This is a genomic window from Amycolatopsis nivea, assembly GCF_004522235.1.
Taxonomy (GTDB): domain Bacteria; phylum Actinomycetota; class Actinomycetes; order Mycobacteriales; family Pseudonocardiaceae; genus Amycolatopsis; species Amycolatopsis nivea.
In genome coordinates this window covers 331,908-352,892 of sequence record NZ_SDLT01000001.1, presented here as the reverse complement: position 1 = coordinate 352,892, position 20,985 = coordinate 331,908, and the positions used below count along the sequence as shown (strand labels likewise).

Sequence of the window (20,985 nt, the reverse complement as noted above, 5' to 3'; positions counted from 1 at the left end):
TTCATTCCCGGGCGCCGGACCGCTGGCTCGCCGCCGTCGAGGGCTGGCTCTGGTACCCGCGCTGAATCGCCACGTGATCGGCCACGAACTTCGCGTCGTGCCAGACGCCCCAGATGAAACTCGACCCGCGCCGCGCCAGCCACGGCAAGCCGATGAAGTACACGCCCGGCTCCACCGACACTCCGCGACGGTGCTTCGGCCGTCCGTTTTCGTCGAAGGCGTCCACCTGCAGCCAGCTGTAGTCAACGGCGAACCCCGTGGCCCAGACGATCGAGGTCACCCCGGCCGCGACCAGATCCAGTTCCAGCACCGGATCGGTGACGCACGCCGGGTCCGGGCCCAGGTCGCGGGCGGACGGTTCCTCGGGCAGGTCGAGGCCGTTGCGGGCCACGTAGGCGTCGGCTTCGTCAAGCAGGGCAAGGTAATTCTCGTCGCCCGCCGCGATGTTCTTCGCTAGGTCGGTCGCGAAGCTGAGCTTGCCTTCGGCGTACGCGCCGGTCATGCCGACGAGCGTGATGCCGAGCCCGGCCAGCGCGCGGAAGTCCACGGTGTGCCCGCCGCGCGCGCCGCTCACCGCGATGGTGACGTGTTCCGCTCCGGCGGGCGGCGTCTCGGCGTCCCACTTGCCCAGAACGCCCAGCCACCAGCAGAAGTCGCGGTCGCGGTAGCTGCGCGGCGGCCGGTCGTGCGGGCCGACCGACAGGTAGACCTCGCGTCCGGACCGACGAAGTTCTTCGGCGATCTGCACGCCTGACGAACCCGCGCCGACCACCAAGACCGCGCCTTCGGGAAGCTGCCCGGGGTTCCGGTAACCGCTGGAGTGCAACTGCACCGGACCGGCATCGGCGGGCACGATCGGCGGGATCACCGGACGCTGGAACGGGCCCGTCGCGGCGATGACGTACCGGGCGTCGAGGGCGCCGTCCGAGGTTTCGACGCGGAATCCGGGCCTGCCCTTGTGCCGCCGCACGGACGTCACCTCCACCCCGGTGCGCACCGGCGCGGCGATTTTTTCCGCGTACGCCTCGAAATAGTTCGCGACCTGCTCCTTCGACGCGAACTCACCAGGGGCCACGTCGGGAAATTCCAGGCCGGGAAACCGGTCGTGCCACGCCGGGCCGTTCGCGACGAGCGAGTCCCACCGTTCCGAGCGCCAGCGTTCGGCGATCCGGTTCCGTTCCAGGATGACGTGCGGCACGCCGCACTCGCTCAGGTGCTCGCTCATCGCCAGGCCGGCCTGTCCCCCGCCCACGACGAGGGCCTCCACCTGTTCGCTCGACATCCCAGACCTCCGCTCCGGCTCCGGCGCGGTTCAGCGCCGTCTCCCCGGATCCTCACGGCCCGCCCTGCCCGTGTCCAACAGATGTTTCCGGCACTCAAGATCTGTTTTCCCGATGCAGAGTGCATCGCTTCAACCGATGCATTGGTCCGGAAACATCTACTGGACAGAACCTCGGCGGCGCGGTCAGGCTGAGGCGTCCGACGACCGCCGCACGGAAGGCCCCGCAGTGACTGTCCACCGTCGCATCCGCCCGTTCAACACGCGGGACACCTACCCGGAGCAGAACCTCGACAACGACCTGTGCCAGGCCGTCGTCGCCAACGGCACGGTCTACGTGCGCGGCCAGATCGGGCAGGACCTCGACACGAGCGAATCGGTCGGGATCGGCGACGTCGCCGCGCAGGCCGAGCAGGCGATGGCGAACATCAAGATGCTGCTCGAAGAAGCGGGCAGCCGGATGGAACACCTGGTCAAGCTCACCATCTACCTCGTCGACCCGCGCTACCGCGAGGCGGTCTACCGCACCGTCGGGCGCTGGACCAAGGGCGTGCACCCGATCTCGACCGGCGTGGTCGTGTCCGCGCTCGCCCGGCCGGAGTGGCTGTGCGAGATCGACGCCATCGCGGTGATCCCGGAGGAGGAGAAGTGACCTTTTCGATCGTCGCCCGCGACACGTCCGGCGGCACCGTCCGATTCGGCATCGCGGCCAGCTCGTCCAGTCCGGCGGTCGTCGCCCGGGTCGCGCACCTGCGCCCGGGCCTCGGCGCGGCCGCCTCGCAGAACATCACCGACCCGCGGCTCGGCGGACGCCTGCTGGACCGGCTCGCCGAGCACGGCGACCCGGAAAAGGCGCTCGCCGAGGTCACGTCGGCGGCGGAGCACATCGAGTACCGGCAGCTGACCGTGCTCGGCCAGACCGGGCCCGGTTTCGCTTACAGCGGCTCGAAAACCCTCGGCACGCACGCGTCGGCGACAGCGGACGGCGTAGTGGTGGCGGGCAACATGCTGGCGGGTAACCACATCCCACAGTCCATGGTGGACGCTTTCACCGACGCCACCGGCGAGCTGGAACAACGCCTCGTCGCGGCGATGCGGGCCGGGCTCGCGGCGGGCGGCGAGGAAGGCCCGGTGCGGTCAGCCGGGCTGGTCGTCGTGTCCGGGGCGGACTGGCCGGTCACCGATCTGCGCGTGGACTGGGCGGACGAGCCGATCGAGCAGCTCGCCGAACTCCTCGACGTCTGGCTCCCCCAGCGCGACGACTACGTCACCCGCGGCCTGAACCCCGCCGCCGCGCCGTCCTACGGCGTGCCGGGAGACGAGTGATGGCCACCCCCAAAGCGGCCGCCCGCGCCGCGGTCGAGCGGCACGCCGACGAGCTGATCCAGCTGTCCGAGCGCCTGCACGCGGACCCGGAAACCGCGTGGGAAGAGCATCGCGCGGCCGCCGCGGTGCCGGAACTGCTCGACCGGGCCGGGTTCGCGGTCACGGCGAAGTACCTCGGTCTGGACACCGCGTTCCACGCCAGCTTCGGCTCCGGGCCCCGGCGGATCGCGCTGTGCGCCGAGTACGACGCGCTGCCTGGCCTGGGCCACGCGTGCGGGCACAACCTCATCGCGGCCAGCTCAATCGGGGCCGCGCTGGGGCTCGCCCAAGTCGCCGACGACCTCGGGATCACCGTCGAGGTCTACGGAACCCCGGCTGAGGAGGGCGGTGGCGGGAAGATCGAACTGCTGGAGCGCGGCGCTTTCACGGGGGTCGACCTCGCGATGATGGTGCACCCGGCACCGGTCGACGTCGCCGAAGCGCGGCCGTTCGCCGTCAGCCACTCGAAGATTTCCTACACCGGCAAGTCCGCGCACGCGGCCGCGTATCCCGAAGCCGGGGTCAACGCCGCCGACGCGTTCACTGTCGCCCAGGTCGCGATCGGGCTTCTGCGGCAACAACTTCCCGCCTCGGCACGCGTGCACGGGATCGTGACGCACGCCGGGGACGCCCCCAACGCGATCCCCGAGCACGCGTCCGGCCGGTGGTACGTGCGAGCCGAGACGCTGGCGGAACTGTCCGAATTGGAGCCACGTGTCATGCGGGCTTTCGAAGCCGGAGCACTGGCCACCGGCTGTGAACTGAGCGTCGAGCCGGAAAGCAAGCCGTACGCCGAATTCCACGCCGATGAACGGGCTTTGGCCGCCTATCGCGCCAACGCCCTCGAACTCGGCCGCGAGTTCGCGCCGGACGGCACGGCGTCGCGGATGAACCGCGCGTCCACCGACATGGGCAACGTCTCGCAGGTCGTGCCCGCGATTCATCCCTACATCGGCATCGGGTCGCTGCCCGCGATCAACCACCAGCGCGAATTCGCCGCGCACTGCGTCGGCGGCACCGCCGAGCGCGCCCTGCTCGACGGCGCCATCGCGCTGGCGTGGACCGGCGTCGACCGCACCCTCTGAACCTCCTGCACCGGGAAGGACACCGATGTCCAGCACCCGCTCCGAGCACGACATGCTCGGCGAAATCAGCGTGCCCGGCGACGTCTACTACGGCGCGCACACCGCCCGTGCGCTGGTCAACTTCCCCATCACCGGCGAAACCCTCGCCGACCGGCCGCATCTCGTCGCCGCGCTCGCCACCGTCAAGGAGGCCGCCGCGCGGGCCAACGCGGAAGTCGGTGCCCTCCCGCCGGACCGAGCCGCGGCGATCGGGCAGGCGTGCGCGGAAATCCGGAGCGGTCGGCTGCACGACCAGTTCGTCGTCGACCTCATCCAGGGCGGTGCCGGGACGTCGACGAACATGAACGCCAACGAGGTCATCGCCAACCGCGCCCTGGAACTGCTCGGCCACGCGCGCGGCGAGTACACCGAGCTGCATCCGCTCGACCACGTCAACCTCGGCCAGAGCACCAACGACGTCTACCCCACCGCGGTCAAACTCGCCCTCGACCGGCATCTCGCCGAACTGCTCGCCGCGCTCGCCGGGCTGCGGGAAGCGTTCGCGGACAAGGCGATCGAGTTCGCCGACGTCCTCAAGATGGGCCGCACCCAGCTGCAGGACGCCGTCCCGATGACGCTCGGCCAGGAGTTCGGCGCGTTCGCCGCCACGCTCGGCGAGGACGAACAGCGGCTCGCCGAAGCCCGGTTGCTGCTGCACGAGCTGAACCTCGGCGGCACCGCGATCGGCACCGGCCTCAACGCGCGTCCCGGGTACCGCGAGCGGGCTGTCGCGCATCTGCGCGAGCTGACCGGCATCGCGACGCTCGTCTCCGCGCCCGACCTGATCGAGGCGACCCAGGACGTCGGCGTGTTCGTGCAGCTGTCCGGCGTGCTGAAACGCGTGGCGGTCAAAATGTCCAAGATCTGCAACGATCTCCGGTTGCTCTCGTCCGGGCCGCAGGCCGGGTTCGGCGAGATCGCACTGCCCGCCCGGCAGGCCGGGTCCTCGATCATGCCGGGCAAGGTCAACCCCGTCGTCCCGGAGACGGTCAACCAGATCGCCTTCGAAATCATCGGCCACGACGTGACGATCACGCTCGCTGCCGAAGGCGGGCAGCTCCAGCTCAACGCCTTCGAACCGGTCATCGCGCGAGCGCTGACCGCCGGGCTCGACCACCTCACTGCCGGTGCCCGGGTGCTCGCCGAACACTGCGTACGCGGCATCACCGCGCGCCGAGAGCACCTCGCCGACCTCGTCGCCACCTCGACCGGATTGGTTACCGCGCTGAGCCCGGCGCTCGGCTACGAAACCGCGTGCGGGCTCGCCCTGGAAGCGCACCAAACCGGGCGTCCGGCTTTGGAACTGGTGCGGGAACGGCGGTTGCTGACCGACGACCAGGTGGGCGCGCTGATCACCCCGCAGGCGCTCACCGGCGGGCCGTCCCGCACGTGAACACGGTGTTTCGCCGCCGTCAGACCCTCGTATCGGCACAGCTCAGCGCTTCTGCATAACTCGAACCGATGCATTGCTTTGCTTATTACTTCTTGTTAGATGCCGTGGGCCGCTCTTAGCGTCCTCCCGGAGAACCGGTCCAAGGAGGCCATTCATGACCGCATCCGACGCCTCTCCGGCGCCCGACCTCGCCGAACAGAGCGCCGATCCCGCGACGCTGCGCCGCAGTGTCGCCGCCGGTGCCGTCGGCGTCTTCGTGCACTGGTTCGACTGGGCCGCCTACGCCTACCTCGCCGGCACCATCGCCTCGGTGTTCTTCCCGGCGGGCAACTCGACCGCGGGCCTGCTCGCGGTGTTCGGCGTCTTCGCGGTGTCGTTCGGCATCCGGCCGGTCGGCGCGCTGATCTTCGGGCCGCTGGGCGACAAGATCGGCCGCAAGCGCACGCTGTCGGTGGTCATCTTCGTGATGTCCGGGGCCACGCTCGTGATCGGCCTGCTGCCGGGCTACTCGACGATCGGCATCGCGGCCCCGATCCTGCTGGTGCTGCTGCGCCTGTTGCAGGGCCTCGCGGCGGGCGGCGAATTCGGCAGCGCGGCGAGCTTCCTCGCCGAGTACGCGCCGCGGCGGCGTCGCGGGTTCGGCGTCAGCTGGCTCGAAGTCGGTTCGCTGCTGGGCTTCCTCGCCGGTTCGTTCGTGTTCCTGCTGCTGTCGATCGGCCTGACGAACGCACAGCTGGCGTCGTGGGGCTGGCGCGTCCCGTTCCTGATCGCCGCGCCGCTGGGCATCATCGGGTTCGTCATCCGCAGCAAGATCGAGGACACGCCCGAGTACCGCGCCCTCGAAGCGACCGACAACGTGCCCCGCAGCCCGGTCCGGGAACTGTTCCGCCACAACAAGAAGCAGCTATTCCAGGCGGCCGGGCTGATGACGATGATGCACGTGCCGTTCTACGCCGTGCTCACCTACCTGGTCACCTACGAGACCGACTACCTCGGCCACTCGTCCGGCAGCGCGGCGGCACTGTCCACGGTGATCTCGCTCGTCGGGCTGGTCCTCGTGCCGTTCTTCGGCCGCCTTTCCGACCGGGTCGGGCGAAAGCCGGTCCTGATCGGCGCGGGCGCGGCGCTGTTCGTCTTCGCCGTCCCCGCGTACCTGCTGATGCGCACCGGCCTCGTCGGCACCTGGATCGGCGGGCTCGCCCTCGGCGCGATCCTGGCGGCGATCCTCGGCACCTACGCGGTGTGGTCGGCGGAGATCTTCCCGACCCGCACCCGGCAAAGCGGACTGTCCATCGCGTACAACATCACCGCGGCGCTGTTCGCCGGCACCGTGCCGTACCTGATGACCGTCCTGATTTCCGCGACCGGCAGCACGCTCGTGCCCGGCCCGTACCTGATGGCCGCCGCGGCGGTCGGTCTCGTCGCCGCGTTCTCGATGCGCGAGACCGCCGGAACCCCGTTGCTGCACAAGGAAGACCTGGAGAACACCGAAGCCTGACTCACCCTCGATTCACCAAAGGCGGTGAAGCGTGTCCGAACCCACCTTCGTCAACAGCGAATCCGGAAACCTGCGCCGGAATCTGCGCCGGATCGACTCGATCTTCCTCGCGATCGCGGCCATCATCTCGGTGGACACCATCGGCCAGATCGCGACCTCCGGGGCGGAGGCGGTCACCTGGACCGCCGTGCTCCTCGTGCTGTTCCTGTTCCCGTACGGCCTGGTCATGGCCGAACTCGGGAGCGCGTTCCCGGCGGAGGGCGGGCCGTTCGTCTGGCTGCGCCTCGCGTTCGGGAAGCTGCCCGCCGCGCTCGGCACGCTGCTGTACTGGATCACCAACCCGGTGTGGCTCGGCGGATCGATCACCTTCCTCGCGGCGGCGACCTGGCAGCAGTACCTCGTGCCGGCCTCGCCGGGCGGGTTCGCGGATTACACGTTCAAGCTGGTGTTCATCTGGCTGGCCATCCTCGGCGCGGTGGTGAGCCTGCGGTACGGCAAGTGGTTCATCGCCGCCGGGGCCTTGCTGAAGGTCGGGCTCGTGGTGCTTTTCGCCGTCACCGCGGCGATCTACGCGGCGCGCAACGGCGTCCACGGCTCACTGGCCTTCTCCCCCACCATCGGCGGATTCCTCGCCGTGGTCCCGGTTCTGATGTTCGCCCTCGTCGGCTTCGAAGCGCCCAACGGCGCCGCGGAGGAGATGCACAACCCGCGGCGCGATGTCCCGATCACCGTCGGCGTTTCCGGTCTCGTGTCGGCGTTGTGCTACCTGGTGCCGGTTTTCGGCATCGTGCTGGTGATGCCGCCGGACAAGATCAACGGGCTCGGCGGGTTCCTCGACGCGGTGCGCCAGGTGTTCTCCGTCTACGGCGGCGCCGCGGACGGGATGCTGACGCTCGCCGCCGTCGTGTTCATTTTCGTCCTGCTGAACCAGGGCTGCTCGTGGATGATCGCCTCGGACCGCATCCAGGCGATGGCCGCGGTCGACGGCGCGTTCCCGCGATGGTTCGGGGCGTTCCATCCGAAGCTCAACACGCCGTTGCGGGTCAACCTGCTCTCCGGCGTGGTCGCGACCGCGTTCACGGTGGTGGCGACGATCGTGCAGAGCAGTTCGGCCTCGGCGGTGTTCGCGGTGGTGCTCAACATCGCGGTGAGCACCCTGCTGCTGTCGTACCTGCTGATCTTCCCGACAATCCTGGTGCTGCGGCGGAAATACCCCGCGGCGGACCGCCCGTTCCGGGTTCCCGGCGGACGGATCGGACTGTGGGTCAGCTCGGTGCTGATCTACGCGTGGATCCTGCTGGGCGCGTGGCAGACGGTGGTGCCCGGGGTGCTGGACCGCGCGCTCGGGGTGCCCTACGACTTCGAGGGCACCTGGGGCGTGTCGCGGCTGACCTTCGAATTGTTCACCGCCGGAACGCTGGCCGTGCTGATCGGGTTCGGGTTCGTCGGCTACCTCATCGCCCGCAGGCAACCCGCGCCGGTCGCGGAAGTCCCGCAACCGGCGTAGGAATCAGACCTTCCGGCCCACCACACCCGCCACGCACCGGGCGGCGTCGCTCAGCGGCTTCAGCCTCGGACCGTCCTGCCACCACTCGTCCGCGACCGACAAGCCGGGCCCGTCCGTGCGGCTCGGCGGGAGCAGTTCGAGACCGGGCAGCATCGCCTCGATCTCGGCGCGGGTCCGGAACCGCCCAGCGCCCAGCGGTCCGGACACGAGGATCTCCTCGATCCGCTTCGCGACCGCGGTCAGCTCCGGCACCTCGGGGTCGTAGAAGTGCGCCATGGCGACGTACGAACCGGGCGCGAGGGCGTCGATGTACTCGCGCATCACCTCGACCGCGCCGTCGCCCTCGTAGTGGTGCATGGTGCCGATGTGCAGGAGCGCGACCGGCTCCGAGAAGTCGATGTACTCGCGCACGGTTTCGTGCTGCAGCACGGCCCGCGGCTCGAAGATGTCGGCCTCGACCATGTGCGTGAAGTCGTTGTCCTCCAGCAGCGCGCGGCCGTGCGCGAGCACCACCGGGTCGTTGTCGACGTACACCACGTGCGCGTCGCGGTGGTAGCGCTGCACGATCTGGTGGGTGTTCTCGGCGGTCGGCAGGCCGGAACCGCAGTCGAGGAACTGGCGGATGTCGGTCTGGCTCGCCAGCATGCGCAGCACGCGGTTGTGGAAACCGCGGTTGCCGCGGGCGATGTGCACCGCCTCCGGGACGGCCGTGCTGATCTTCTCCATCACCGCGCGGTCCACCTCGTAGTGGTGGCTCCCGCCGAGGAACCCGTCGTAGATCCGCGCGATGCTCGGGCGGTTCGGGTCCACCCCCACCGGCACCTGGCTGGGCGACAACGGGGACGACGAGCCGGTCATGGACACCTCGCGGAGCGGTCGGTCGGCAGTGACCTACTCAGAGTAGTACTGCCGCTCAGCCGTGCCAGCGGCGCGGCCCGTCGCCGTTGCCCCATTGCTCCATGTACGAGCTGACCGCCGAGCGGAACGCGTCCTCCATCGAGTCGTGGGACTGGTCCCGGCTGTCCTGCTGCGGGTTCTGCGTCGGCTGGACGCGCGGCGGCGGCGCGGTCGTCGCGGGACGGCTGCTGGCCCGGATCACCGTGTCGCGCACCTGGTCGCTCGCCGGGGCCGGGGACGCGCTGAGCGTGCTCACCGCGGGCGGCGCGGACGACGTGGTGCGGACCGGAGCGGGCGGCGGCTGCACCGGCTGCGAGTCCGTCCCGCCGGACGCCGACGGCCACAACGCCCACGAGCCCAGCCCCGCGCACACCACCACCGCAGCGCCGGCGAAGAGGCCGTAGCGCGGCTTTCGCTGGGCGGGCGGCGCGGTCTCGGCGGCCGGCGCGGGCGGGTCGGCGACGGGCGCCGGGCCGCGTTTGGCGAGCTGTTCGGCCGGGGAGCCGGTCGAAACGTCGAGGACCCCGCCGAACGCCGAGGTCGGTTCGTCGGCGCTGTCCGCCCGGCGGCGCACCAGCGGCGGAGGTTCGCTGCCGTCGATCCGGGGCATCGGCGCCGTCTCGGACAGCCGCACGAGATTCGCGACCGACTCGAGGTCGCTGCCGGACTCCGGGTTCCCCATCCAGACCTCCACCCCTCCGGGGCCGCGCGTCCGCGGCGCTTCCGGCGCGCCAGATCCTAGGGACCCCCGGTCCGCGCTGTAAACCCGGCTCGGGCGTGATCCAGTACGCTCGACGGGTTTCCGGCCCGGGGAGGAGGCCCGCGATGCGGCCGTTTTCGGTCGAACCCGACGCGACCGGCATGCTCGACGCCGGCGACGGACAGCAGATCTACTGGGACGCCAGCGGCTCCGGCAAGCCGGTGCTGTGCGTGCACGGCGGCCCCGGCGGAGGCGGCGGCAGCTTCGGCCGCAGCGGCTTCGACCCGGAGAAGTTCCGCGTCGTGGTGTTCGACCAGCGCGGCTGCGGACGGAGCACGCCGAGCGTCGCGGACCCGGCGGTGAGCCTGGAGCACCAGACCCTCGACCGCCTGATCGCCGACATGGAGCGGCTGCGCGTCCACCTCGGCTTCGAGAACTGGCTGCTCTACGCCGGTTCCTGGGGCGCGACGCTCGCGCTGGCCTACGCGCAGCGGCATCCGGAACGGGTCAGCGGCATCGTGCTGGTCGCCGCGTTCACCTCGTCGCCGGACGAGATCGACTGGCTCTACCGCGGCGTCCGGCGGCTGCTGCCCGCGCAATGGGAAACGTTCCGGGCAGGCGCGCCCGACCCGGACGGAGACCTCCTCGCCGGGTACGCGCAGCTCCTCGCCAGCCCGGACCGCGCTGTGCAGCTCCGCGCCGCCCGCGATTGGTGCGCCTGGGAAGACGCGGTGATCTCGCACGAATGGGTCGGCGGACGAACCGGCCAGTTCAGCGCGGGCCCGGACGACGAACTGATCACGCTCGCCCGCCTCTGCGCGCACTACTACCGCCACCACGCCTGGCTCGAGGACGATCAGCTGCTGCGCGACATCCACCTGCTCCACGGCATTCCGGCGGTGCTGATCCACGGACGCGCCGACCTGAGCGCACCGCTGCGGAAAGCGTGGCAGCTCGCCCAGGCATGGCCGGACGCCGAACTCGTCGTCATCGACGACGCCGGACACACCGGGAGCCCCTCGATGGGGACGGCGGTGCTGGAGGCGATCGCCCGGTTCGAGGACCGCTAAGCCAGCACGCGATACCGCAGCCTCGTCCCCTGCTGCGGCGAACCCGGCCGACCTGAGGGCCCCGCTGCGGAAGGCGTGGCAACTCGCCCAGGCCTGGCCGGACGCCGAACTCGTCGTCATCGACGACGCGGGGCACACTGGCAGCCCGTCGATGGGAACGGCAGTACTGGAAGCGATCACCCGCTTCGAGGACCGCTAAGCCAGCACGCGATACCGCAGCCTCGTCCCCCGCTGCGCCAGCAACTCCAACCGCACCGGCGGGCCCGGCCGCTCGAACAGCCGCACCCCGCCGCCGAGCAGTACTGGCATCACCACCACCACGACCTCGTCCAGCAGGCCAGCCTCCAGGCAAGCCCGCCCGACCGAAGCGCCCAGCACGTTCACCGTCTTCTCCCCCGCCGCCGCCCGCGCCGTCGCGACGCCTTCCTCCAGCGAGGAGCAGAACGTCACCCCGGGCGCCACAGGCGCGTCACCCCGGGTCAAGACCACCTGCGGCCCCTCCCAGCCGCCGCCGAAAGCCTTGCCTTCGCCCTCGGTGCCGCGATACGGGTCGTCGCCGGAGAAAGTCCGGCGGCCGACCAGCAGCGCGCCGACCTCCGCGGCCAAGTCGTCGGCGGCCTCCCCGGTGTACGGCGAGAGCCATCCCATGTCCCCGCCGGGCCCGGCGATGAACCCGTCCAGCGACATCGCGGCGGAGTACAGCAGCTTTCCCATCTCAGCCCCTTCCGTTTTCCGTACCGACTCCCGGAAGGGCCGAAACTCATCGGTCAGCCGGACAGTGCGCGCCAAGCCTCCCGGCGTTCCCGCTGCCGTTCCGGATCCGCCACCGGGGCCGCGGCGACCAGGCGGCGCGTGTAGTCTTCCTGCGGCGAGCCCAGCACCGACGCGACCGGGCCCTCCTCGACCACCTTGCCGTGGTGCAGCACGACGACCCGGTCCGCGACCCGCTCCACCACCGCCAGGTCGTGGCTGATGAACAGGCACGCGAAGGCCAGTTCCCGCTGCAAGTCCGCCAGCAGGTCCAGCACCGAAGCCTGCACCGAGACGTCCAGCGCGCTCGTCGGCTCGTCCGCGATCAGCAGCCGCGGCCGCAGCGCCAGCGCCCGCGCGATCCCGACCCGCTGCCGCTGGCCGCCGGACAGTTCGTGCGGGTACCGGTTGCTCCAGCCCGGGTCCAGGCGCACGGCGGCGAGCAGTTCCGCGACCCGCTCCCGGTGCTCGCCGCGTTCGCCGTGCACCACCAGGGGTTCGGCGATGCTCGCGCCGATCGTCGCGCGCGGGTTGAGCGCGGAGGCCGGGTTCTGGAACACGATCCCGATCTGCCGCCGGATCTCCCGCCGCTGCCGGGCCGACGCGCGCGCGACGTCCACGCCGTCGATCCGCACGGAGCCCGCCGAGGGAGCGACCAAGCCGGTCAGCACGGACGAGATCGTGCTCTTGCCGGAACCGGATTCACCGACGAGACCGAGCACCTCGTCGGTCCCGATGGTCAGCGACACGCCGTCGACCGCGCGCACCGGCGGGGCGCCGCCGCCGACCCGGTAGGTCACCGCGAGATCCTCCACCGACACCAGCGGAGCCGACGCCGGCCGCACCGCACCGCCGGGCGCGGAACCCAGCGACAGCACCGAATCCAGCAGTTCCCGCGTGTAGTCGGCTTGCGGCGACGCGAACAGCCCGGCCGCGGTGTTCTGCTCGACGACCCGGCCCTCGCGCAGCACCACGACCCGGTCCGCGACGTCCGCGACCACGCCCATGTCGTGCGTCACCAGCAGGATCGCCGTGCCGAGCCGGTCCCGCAGCGACCGCAGCAGCTGCAGGATCCCGGCTTGCACGGTGACGTCCAGCGCGGTCGTCGGCTCGTCCGCGACCAGCAGTTTCGGGTCGTGGATCAGCGCGATCGCGATGACCACCCGCTGCAGCTGCCCGCCGGACAGCTCGTGCGGGTACGCCCGCAGCACGCGCCGCGCGTCCAGTTCCACGAGCTCCAGCAGTTCCCGGGCCCGTTCCCGCGCGGCGGCCCGCGACACCTTCCGGTGCGCCCGGACCGCGTCCACGAGCTGCGTGCCGATCCGGAACACCGGGTTCAGCGCGCTCATCGGCTCCTGGAACACCATGCCGATCTCGCCGCCGCGCACCGCGCGCAGCGCCGGACCGTCCACTGTGTACAGATCGCGGCCGTCGAGCACCGCGGAGCCGGTCACCGTCGCGGTGTCCGGCAGCAGGCCGAGCAGCGACAGCGCGGTGACCGACTTGCCGGAACCGGATTCCCCGACGAGGGCGACGACCTCGCCGGGGTGCACGTCGAATGTCACCTCCCGCACCGCCTCGGCGGAACCGAACCGGACGGAGACGTCGCACAGGGAAAGCAGCTGCTCGGACACGGGATTACTTCGCCAGGCCCATCTGGAGGTAGTTCGGGTACGCGGGGAACGCGCCGATCGCGAAATTGCCGACCTTCGCGCCGTGCAGGAACGAGTTGCGCGTGTAGATCAGCGGGACCACCGGCGAGTCCTGCATGATCCGCTTGTCCGCCTTCGCCCAGAGCTTCCCGGCCGCCGCAGGGTCGACCGTGCCCTGCGCCTGCGTGATCAGCGCGTCCACCTCGGGCACCGAATAGCGCGACTCGTTGTACCCGCCGTTGCCGATCTCCGACGTGCCGAACAGCGGCTCGATGTTCGCGTTGGCGCTCGGGAAGTCCGGCTGCCACGAGCCCAGCGTCAGGTCGTAGTTGCCGTCGTTGCCGGTGACCAGCGTGGTCCACGCCTCGTCGTCGAGCGGGCGCAGCTTGGCGCGGATGCCCGCCCGTTGCAGCGCGGCCTGGATCGCCTGCGCCTTGTCCGCCTCGTTGTTGGCCGTCGACACCGGGAAGTCCAGGTTGTCGATGCCGTTCGGGAAACCGGCTTCGGCGAGCAGCTGCTTCGCCTTCGCCACGTCACCGTTCGGCGGGGCCGGGTAGAGGTCGTACACCTCGCGCCCCGCGATGCCCTCGGTGATCAGCGTCGTCGCGATCGGACCGGCCAGGTCCGCGCTGCCCGCCGCGGCGACCTGGTAGGCGGTCTTGTCCACGGCGTACTGGAACGCCTGGCGCACCTTGGGATTCGCCAGCGGACCGCGCTTGGTGTTCAGCGCGAGATAGGCCAGCGCGCCGGACTTCGACGTGACGAGCTGGTTCTTCGCCGCCGGGTTCGTGCGGATCTGCGCCAGCTGCGCCGGGTTCACGAACGACGAGCCGAACGCGAACGCGTCGTTGCCCTGGCTGGCCAGCAGCCGCTTCGCGACGACGCCGGTGTCCTGGCCCATCTGGATCACCACCGAGTCCGGCAGGCCGGTGCGCGCGAGGTCGGTCTTGGCGTCCCAGTTCGGGTTCCGGACGAACTTGACCTGCACGCCCTTCTGGTACGTCTCGACCTGGTACGGGCCGGACGCGACCGGCTTCGTGTCATAAGTCGCGTCGGTGCCCTTGCCCTTCGGCACCGGCGCGAACGCGGGCATGCTCGCGATCCACGGCCAGTCGCCGTACGGGCGGGCCAGGCGGAACACGATCGTCTTCGGGTCCGGCGTCTCGATCGACGCCAGTTCGCCGCCCTTGAACGGGCCCTTGTAGTCGGGGCCGCCGGCGAGAAGGTTCTTGTGGTAGCCCAGTCCGCCGGAGAACGCCGAGTCGAACGACCGCTCGATGCCGTACTTGATCTCGGCGCTGGTGATCGGCGTGCCGTCGGCCATCTTCAGGCCGTCCTTGAGCGTGTAGGTCCAGGTCTTGCCGTCCGCGCTCGCCCGGCCGGTGTCGGTGGCGAGGTCCGGGACCACGGTCGCCGGGCCGTCCCCGGCGGTCTTCCACGCGGTGAGCCTGCGGTGGACCAGGCTGATCGTGGTGATCGCCAGGTTCTGGCTCTTCGCCGGGTCGAGGTGCTGCGAGGTGGTGTCGCTGAGGATGTACAGCGTGCCGCCGGACGAAACCGCGACCGCTCCCCCTCCGCCGGACTGCTCGTTCGCGTTGCACGCGGCGAGGAACGCCCCTGCCCCGGTGACCGTGGCGGTGATGCCGAGCGCCTTCAGGAAGTCCCTGCGATCCATGGTTTTTCCGTTCCCTTTCTCACGAACCGAGCCGAGCGCGGGGGTCGAGGACCCCGTAGAGCACGTCCACCGCGAAGTTCGCGAGGACGACGAAGAAGGCGGCGAACAGGCTGACGCCCATCAGCACCGGCAGGTCCACCTGGTGCACGGCGTCGACGAGCAGCCCGCCGAGCCCGGGCAGCGCGAACACCCGCTCGGTGATCACCGCGCCGCCGAGCAGCGCGCCGAGGTCGACCGCGAACACCGTCACCACCGGCAGCAACACGTTGCGCAGCGCGTATTTCCCGACGACCGTCCGCTCCGGCAGGCCGACCGCCCGCGCGGTGCGGATGAAGTCCTCGCCCATGATTTCGAGCATCTGCCCGCGCGAGAGCCGGGCGTACACCGCGGCGTTGATGAACGCCAGCACCAGCCACGGCAGCACGAGGTGCCACGCCCAGTCGACCGGGCTCTGCGCGAACGTCACGTAGCCGCTCACCGGCACCACGTCGAGCGTGAAGCCGAACAGCAGGATTCCCAGCAGCCCCACCAGGTACGCGGGCGCGGACACCCCGGCGAGCGTCACCGTCATCGCGGCCCGGTCGGCGAACTTCCCGCGCCGCAGCGCGGAGAACACCCCGGTCGCGACCCCGGCGATCAGCCAGATCACCGACGCGCCGATGGCCAGCGAGACGGTGATCGGCAGCCGGTCGCCGATCAGCGTCAGCACCGGTTCGCTCTGCTGGAACGAGTAGCCGAAGCAGGGCGCGGAGCAGACGATCGCCGTCACGCCGGCGCCGAAGGTGCGGCCGGTGAAGATGCCGCCGAGGAAGTCGAAGTACTGCTGGATCCACGGCTTGTCGAAGCCCATGAACTCCCGCGCCAGCGCCAGGTTCTCGGGCGTGCACGGTTTGCCGCAGGACATGTACGCCGGGTCGGTGGGCAGCAGGTAGAACACCGCGAAGGTGCCGAAGCTGACCACGAGCAGCACGCCGAGCATGCCCAGCAGGCGGATGCCCACGAAACGCAGGGTGCGGTTCACCGGCGCACCGCCGTCTTCGGGTCGAGGGCGTCGCGCAGCCCGTCGCCGAGCATGTTGAACGCGAGCGTCGCGACGAACAGCGCGGCGCCGGGGAAAATGAGGAACATCGGATCGGTCTGCACCCAGTTGATCGCGTCGCTGATGGAACGGCCCCAGCTCGGCGTGGGCGGCGGGATGCCGACGCCGAGGAACGACAGCGCGGCTTCCAGCCCGATGTTGGCCGGGATGCTCACCGTCGCCAGCACGATGATCGGCGCCCACAGGTTCGGCAGCAGTTCGCGGCGGAAGACGTGCACGCCGCCCGCGCCGAGCGCCCGGGCCGCCTTGACGAAGTCGCGGTTGCGCAGGCTCAGCGTCTGCGCGCGGACCACCCGGGCCACCCGCGGCCAGCCGAACAGGCCGATCACCGCGATCAGCAGCAGCGGCCGCGGGATCGACTGCGGGGCGACCGCGCCGAGCGCGATCATGAAGATCAGCTGCGGGAACCCGAGCAGCACGTCGGTCACCCGGCTCACCGCGGTGTCCCACCAGCCGCCGAGGTATCCGGCGCTCGCCCCGAGCAGCACGCCCAGCAGCATCGACACCGCGGTCGCGGCGAGCCCGATCAGGAACGACGTGCGCGCGCCGTACGCGACGACCGCGAAGAGGTCCCGTCCGGTCAGCGGTTCGACGCCGAACCAGTGGCTGCCGCTGATGCCGCCGAGGAATCCCGCGCCGGTGCCGTCGGCCGGATTGAGCAGGTCGGTGTGGTACGTGTACGGATCCTGGCCCTCGATCAGGGCGAGCAGAGGAGCCGCGAGAGCGGTGACGATCACCAGCACGATGACGACCGCGCTGGCTTGCGCCCAGCGGTCGTGCCGCAACGCGCGCCACAGGTTCCGGGAGGCCGGAGCGGCCGCCGGGACCCCAGCGCCGCCCGGCGACAGGATGTCGGACAACGGTTCCCTATGCAGATCAGCGTTACTTGACGACGTGACAGTAAAGAACCCGAAGGAAATTCACCACGACGGCGGCGCCCTTCCCGGATCGTGAGACGCCGGCAAGATCGCACCTCCCCCGGGAATACGTGGTGTTCGCGCAGGTCACCGGCGGTCGCGCGGCCCGGGCCAGTGTGCCGTGCGGACACCTGTCCGGCCAGCCTTGTTGTCACCCGTTCGGACGCAGTCTCGGGACGGTCGGCTGACTCCGTTTGTGCCGCCGCCCGCCCGGCACTGGACTGGGCGCACGTAGCCAGTCTCCTGTGGACGGAAGGACCCGCCGATGTCTCGCTGCTCGCGCAAGCTGGCCGGAGTGCTCGTTTTCCGCGGCCGTCTTGCTGGTCAGCCCGCCCGCCTCGGCGGCCGGTGCGGCAGTGAACGGCGGCGACGCGATGTACACCGTCTCGCCGGGCCCTGGGCGCGAGCCCTACTACTGCTCGGCCGGGTTCGCGATCCTGGTCAAGGACGTCCGTTACCTCCTCACCGCGGGGCACTGCACCGAGCACGGGCTCGACTGGAAAGACATCGGGCGCAATGTGGACAGCCACTTCCCGGTGACCGACTACGGCCGCGTCGAGGACCGCTCCGGTTCCGGGCACAGCCAGGTCGATCTGTACGACGGCAGCACCCAGCGGATCCTGCGCGCAGGCACCCCGCAGGTGGGGCAACTGGTGTGCAAGAGCGGCATGACCACGAAGAAGACGTGCGGAAAGGTCCTGGGCCTCAACCAGACCGTGAACTTCGGCGACGGCAAGCAGGTCGTCGGGACGATCGCCACGGACATCCCGGTCGGGGCCGGCGACAGCGGCGGCCCGTTGTTCTACGCCGGGGTCGGGTACGGGGTGCTGTCCGGCGGGAACAACCAGGTCAGCTTCTTCCAGCCGTTGCCTCCGGTGCTCGCCGCCTACGGAGCAACGCTCGCCTGAGCGCCAATGCCCGGAGCTTAAGAAGGTGCGGCAGGCACCTTTCCAGATGCGTTCGCCAGGGTCGACGGCGCGTCCGGGGCGGGATGTGGGGCCAGCGGTCCGTGAAGGGCTCCTTGAGGGAATCAGATTCCCTCAGGGAGCCCTTCACGGACCTCAAACATCAGTCAGATGACCATCAATTGGGCATTTCGGCACCGCTGGCGTCTCGTGTGGACGGTCAGCGGGCGGAATCGGCACGGCTTAAGTTTCTGGCATTGACTCTGATTCCCGCAGGTTTCTCTCACGGACGGCAAACCCGCGCACCGGGCGGGTGTCAGCGCGGCGCGGAAACCGCCCGACCACGCTGTCCGTCACCCGCTCGGAGCCTCTCCCGGGATCCCCGCGCGGACCTGCCGGTACAGCCGCGGCACCGTCGGCGCAGGCAGCGCCGACAACCGGCGCGGGCTGGCCGATCCGGTCGCGGCCAGATCGCACAAGACGTGGTAAAGGTGGCTCAGCGCGCGCAAAGCCGGGTCTTTCGCCCGCTCTCCGGCGGCTGCCGGGGTGTACGCGAACAGGGCCACATCGGCGCGCGCCAGCGGGCCCTCCGCGGCCGGTCGACCCGTTCCCGGGGGAGCCGCGGTCAATTCCTCGACCGCCTCGGCGAGCGCGGTGCACGCCGCCACCGGGCCTTCGGGATGTCGGGTGCACGAACCGGGCGACCGCATCGCGACCGCGAGCGCCCTGCCGTGCGTGGTCAGCGCGGCGTAGAGCGACAATCGGTGCCGCAACCGGGGCGAGGTCGTACCGCCGAGGACCGGGCGGGTGAGCGGGCGCGCGACCAGTGCGAGCTGGTACAGCCGGTGGTCGAGATCGCGGGCGAGCGCGTCGAAGTCCGCCTGCGCGCCGGGGTCCCGTTCGAGCCGGGCCGCGGCGGCGGTCAGCACCTCGTGCAGTGCGCCGAGGAGGTTGTTCCGCACCGTGCGCACAGTGTCCCGAGTGGACAATGGGGTGACGAGCAGCGCGACCAGCAGGCCGACCGCCGCGCCGATCGCGGTTTCCTCCAGCCGCAGCAGGAGCAGGCCGGGCGAGAACTCGTGCAGCACGCTGTAGAGCTGGCCGACCATGATCGTCACGAAGAAAATCATGTACGCGTACGACAGGCGGATCAGGTAGAAGCCGAAGAACATGCTCGCGCAGATGGTCGCCAGCACGGCCGTGGCGTTGCCCGCGGTCAGCGCGGCCAGGCCGATCGACGCGGCGAGTCCCACGAACGTGCCGAGCACCCGGTTGAAGCCTTTGAGGAAGGTTTCGGTGCGGGTGGCGGTGCCGGTGAACATGACGAACGCGGCCAGCACCGCCCAGTAGTAGCGGGCGTCGGACAACTGCTTGCCGGCCAGGATCGCCAGCGCGCCCGCGATCGCGCCCTGCACCGCCTGCCTGCTCACGAAATCGAGGCGGGACAACGGGTTCCACCCGGCGTGCCGGGCCGGGACCTCGCCCGCGGCCGCCGCCGAACCCGGCAGCGCGCCGAAGACCAGGCCCACCGCCGGCTGGAAATCGTCGACGGGTTCGGCCCCGGCCGCACCGGGCCGCCGCGCCCGTTCGAGCACCGGGGCCAGTTCGAGCGCGGCCGCCGCGAAGTGCCGGGCGGGCCACCACCCGCCCGCCGTGCCGCCCGTCCTCTCCGCCAGCGCGGCCAGCCGGTACGCGACCTGCGCCGCGCCCCGGTCGTCGTGCCGGGCCAGGCGGTCGGACACCTCCGCGGCCAGCACGGTCAGCCCGGAACCGCTGTCGACGAGCGCGCACGCGGAGGTCGCCAGCTGGTCGAGCAGATGGTGCGCGTCGACCATCGCGCGCCGGAGCGCGGCCGCTGAGAAGCCCTCCGGCACCGCACCGGGTTGTGCCGACCACGCCTCGATCATCAGCGCGGCTTCGGCGATCCGCGCCTGCCGCCGCTGCACTCGCCGCCGGAGCCGCGCGTCCTGATGCGGGTCTGGGCTGGTCAGCAGATCCGCGCAGGACCGGGCGAGCGCCCGGCCCCGTGCATCGAATGCGCGCACCACCTGGCCGAGCGTGCGTTTCGGGCTGGTGCGCAACACCGTCAGCGACAACAGCAGCACCCACGCCGACGCCACGACTACGGCGAGCAGCAGCGAAGGCAGCGTCGCGACGCTCGCGTGCAGGAACGACGCGAAGAAATACCCCATCCAGGCCATGAAGCCGTAAAAGAAGAAAACCGGCCCGAACCGGCGGACGAACACCGCCAGGAACATCACCACGACGAAGACGACGAGCATCAGGTCCGGATGCGCGCCGACCGCGGCACCCGGCGCCATCCCGGCCCCGAACGCGACTGGGAAGAACACCGCGGTCTTCACCTTGGTCCACGCGGGCGAATCGCCGAGGGCCATCGACCCCATCATCGCGACCACCGCACCGAGCAGCATCCCGACCAGCGCGCCCTTCGGATCCGCGCCGGTGAGATGCGCCAGCAGGTACTCCACCCCCAGCGCGGTGCCCATCGACACGGTCGCCGCGAGCGCCGAGCGCAACCGGCTCAGCCCCGGATCCGAGGCGGCCACCCGGTCCCGGATCTCCGTTGCCCTGGGCAGCATCCACCCCGCCTTCCCGTCCTCGTGCGCGATCACCGGTATGATACCGATATTTCCGCGACGCCTCTTCGGCTCATCGGAGGACCCGGGCCATGGACCAGCCCCCCGAACCGCTCGACGTGCTGGAACGCGCCACCGCGGTGCTGGTGCGCAATTTCGAGATGCTGCGCCGCCGCACCGACGTCTACGCCGAACTGGACCAGGCCGAGTACCTGATCCTGCGCACGCTCGACGACCTGGGCCCCGCCGACATCGGCACCCTGGCCGGCGCGCTGGGCCTCGACCCGTCCACCGCCGGACGGCAGGTCTCGGCCCTGCTCCGCAAGGAACTGGCCGAACGCAACCCCGTCAGCGACGACCGCAGACGCTGCGTCATCACCCCGACCGACCACGGCCGCGACCTCATGCACCGCACCCGGGCCCGGCGGCGATCCACCGTCGGGGAACTGCTGGGCGACTGGACGCCTGGCGAACTCGACACCTTCGCCGAACTGCTGACCCGCTACAACAACAACGTCACCCGCCGCTACCTCAGCGACTGACCTCGCCGGACGACC

At 70.7% G+C, this 20,985-nt stretch carries 18 protein-coding genes; 9 read left to right on the top strand and 9 right to left on the bottom strand.

Annotation, left to right across the window (positions count from 1 at the left end; translation table 11 throughout):
• Window position 1 precedes the first annotated feature (1 nt).
• Window positions 2-1,282 (bottom strand): flavin-containing monooxygenase, encoded by a 1,281-nt coding sequence (locus EIZ44_RS01715; RefSeq protein WP_134727504.1) that lies wholly within the window; start codon window positions 1,280-1,282, stop codon window positions 2-4.
• Window positions 1,283-1,508: 226 nt separating this feature from the next.
• Between EIZ44_RS01715 and EIZ44_RS01710 the strand changes: the two genes are divergently transcribed.
• The 6 genes from EIZ44_RS01710 (at window position 1,509) to EIZ44_RS01685 (ending at window position 8,166) form a co-directional block, all read left to right on the top strand.
• Window positions 1,509-1,931 (top strand): RidA family protein, encoded by a 423-nt coding sequence (locus EIZ44_RS01710; protein ID WP_037805786.1) that lies wholly within the window; start codon window positions 1,509-1,511, stop codon window positions 1,929-1,931.
• Window positions 1,928-2,605, top strand: a complete 678-nt coding sequence (locus tag EIZ44_RS01705) for a DUF1028 domain-containing protein (protein ID WP_037805785.1) — start codon at window positions 1,928-1,930, stop codon at window positions 2,603-2,605. The genes EIZ44_RS01710 and EIZ44_RS01705 overlap by 4 nt, the downstream gene beginning before the upstream one ends.
• Window positions 2,605-3,729, top strand: coding sequence for a M20 family metallopeptidase (locus EIZ44_RS01700; protein WP_037805784.1), 1,125 nt, complete (start codon window positions 2,605-2,607; stop codon window positions 3,727-3,729). Before EIZ44_RS01705 ends, EIZ44_RS01700 begins: the two co-directional genes overlap by 1 nt.
• Before the next feature lie 25 nt (window positions 3,730-3,754).
• Complete coding sequence (locus EIZ44_RS01695; protein ID WP_134727503.1) at window positions 3,755-5,161, top strand: aspartate ammonia-lyase; 1,407 nt, start codon at window positions 3,755-3,757, stop codon at window positions 5,159-5,161.
• Window positions 5,162-5,315: 154 nt separating this feature from the next.
• Window positions 5,316-6,659 (top strand): MFS transporter, encoded by a 1,344-nt coding sequence (locus EIZ44_RS01690; RefSeq protein ID WP_037805780.1) that lies wholly within the window; start codon window positions 5,316-5,318, stop codon window positions 6,657-6,659.
• Between the two features lie 31 nt (window positions 6,660-6,690).
• Window positions 6,691-8,166 (top strand): APC family permease, encoded by a 1,476-nt coding sequence (locus tag EIZ44_RS01685; RefSeq protein ID WP_134727502.1) that lies wholly within the window; start codon window positions 6,691-6,693, stop codon window positions 8,164-8,166.
• A 3-nt stretch (window positions 8,167-8,169) separates the two neighbouring features.
• On the opposite strand, the gene EIZ44_RS01680 is transcribed toward EIZ44_RS01685, so the two are convergent.
• Together EIZ44_RS01680 and EIZ44_RS01675 are read right to left on the bottom strand one after the other, a co-directional pair.
• Window positions 8,170-9,024, bottom strand: coding sequence for an SAM-dependent methyltransferase (locus EIZ44_RS01680; RefSeq protein WP_043834396.1), 855 nt, complete (start codon window positions 9,022-9,024; stop codon window positions 8,170-8,172).
• Window positions 9,025-9,079: 55 nt separating this feature from the next.
• Window positions 9,080-9,745 (bottom strand): hypothetical protein, encoded by a 666-nt coding sequence (locus tag EIZ44_RS01675; protein ID WP_205673009.1) that lies wholly within the window; start codon window positions 9,743-9,745, stop codon window positions 9,080-9,082.
• Between the two features lie 143 nt (window positions 9,746-9,888).
• Here EIZ44_RS01675 and pip point away from each other — a divergent pair, with 143 nt between their 5' ends.
• Complete coding sequence (gene pip / locus EIZ44_RS01670) at window positions 9,889-10,833, top strand: prolyl aminopeptidase (RefSeq protein ID WP_134727500.1); 945 nt, start codon at window positions 9,889-9,891, stop codon at window positions 10,831-10,833.
• A gap of 195 nt (window positions 10,834-11,028) precedes the next feature.
• On the opposite strand, the gene EIZ44_RS01660 is transcribed toward pip, so the two are convergent.
• Genes EIZ44_RS01660 through EIZ44_RS01640 form a run of 5 tightly spaced genes read right to left on the bottom strand, consistent with a single transcriptional unit; the run spans window position 11,029 to window position 16,869 of the window.
• The gene (locus EIZ44_RS01660; protein ID WP_134727499.1) at window positions 11,029-11,547 is read right to left on the bottom strand and encodes a dihydrofolate reductase family protein; all 519 of its coding nucleotides are present in this window, start codon (window positions 11,545-11,547) and stop codon (window positions 11,029-11,031) included.
• A gap of 53 nt (window positions 11,548-11,600) precedes the next feature.
• Entirely contained in the window at window positions 11,601-13,217 is a 1,617-nt protein-coding gene (locus EIZ44_RS01655; protein WP_134727498.1) for a dipeptide ABC transporter ATP-binding protein, read from the bottom strand.
• A 4-nt stretch (window positions 13,218-13,221) separates the two neighbouring features.
• A complete protein-coding gene (locus tag EIZ44_RS01650) occupies window positions 13,222-14,910 on the bottom strand; it encodes an ABC transporter substrate-binding protein (RefSeq protein WP_134727497.1) in 1,689 nt (562 codons plus the stop codon).
• 19 nt (window positions 14,911-14,929) lie between these two features.
• Complete coding sequence (locus EIZ44_RS01645; RefSeq protein WP_238605930.1) at window positions 14,930-15,931, bottom strand: ABC transporter permease; 1,002 nt, start codon at window positions 15,929-15,931, stop codon at window positions 14,930-14,932.
• Window positions 15,928-16,869, bottom strand: coding sequence for an ABC transporter permease (locus EIZ44_RS01640; RefSeq protein WP_037805769.1), 942 nt, complete (start codon window positions 16,867-16,869; stop codon window positions 15,928-15,930). The genes EIZ44_RS01645 and EIZ44_RS01640 overlap by 4 nt, the downstream gene beginning before the upstream one ends.
• A gap of 302 nt (window positions 16,870-17,171) precedes the next feature.
• On the opposite strand from EIZ44_RS01640, the gene EIZ44_RS01635 reads away from it, so the two are divergent.
• Complete coding sequence (locus EIZ44_RS01635) at window positions 17,172-17,834, top strand: S1 family peptidase (RefSeq protein ID WP_240691197.1); 663 nt, start codon at window positions 17,172-17,174, stop codon at window positions 17,832-17,834.
• A 350-nt stretch (window positions 17,835-18,184) separates the two neighbouring features.
• Here EIZ44_RS01635 and EIZ44_RS01630 read toward each other — a convergent pair whose 3' ends face one another.
• Window positions 18,185-20,431 (bottom strand): FUSC family protein, encoded by a 2,247-nt coding sequence (locus tag EIZ44_RS01630; protein WP_134727496.1) that lies wholly within the window; start codon window positions 20,429-20,431, stop codon window positions 18,185-18,187.
• A gap of 89 nt (window positions 20,432-20,520) precedes the next feature.
• On the opposite strand from EIZ44_RS01630, the gene EIZ44_RS01625 reads away from it, so the two are divergent.
• The gene (locus EIZ44_RS01625) at window positions 20,521-20,970 is read left to right on the top strand and encodes a MarR family winged helix-turn-helix transcriptional regulator (RefSeq protein WP_134727495.1); all 450 of its coding nucleotides are present in this window, start codon (window positions 20,521-20,523) and stop codon (window positions 20,968-20,970) included.
• Window positions 20,971-20,985: the final 15 nt, after the last annotated feature.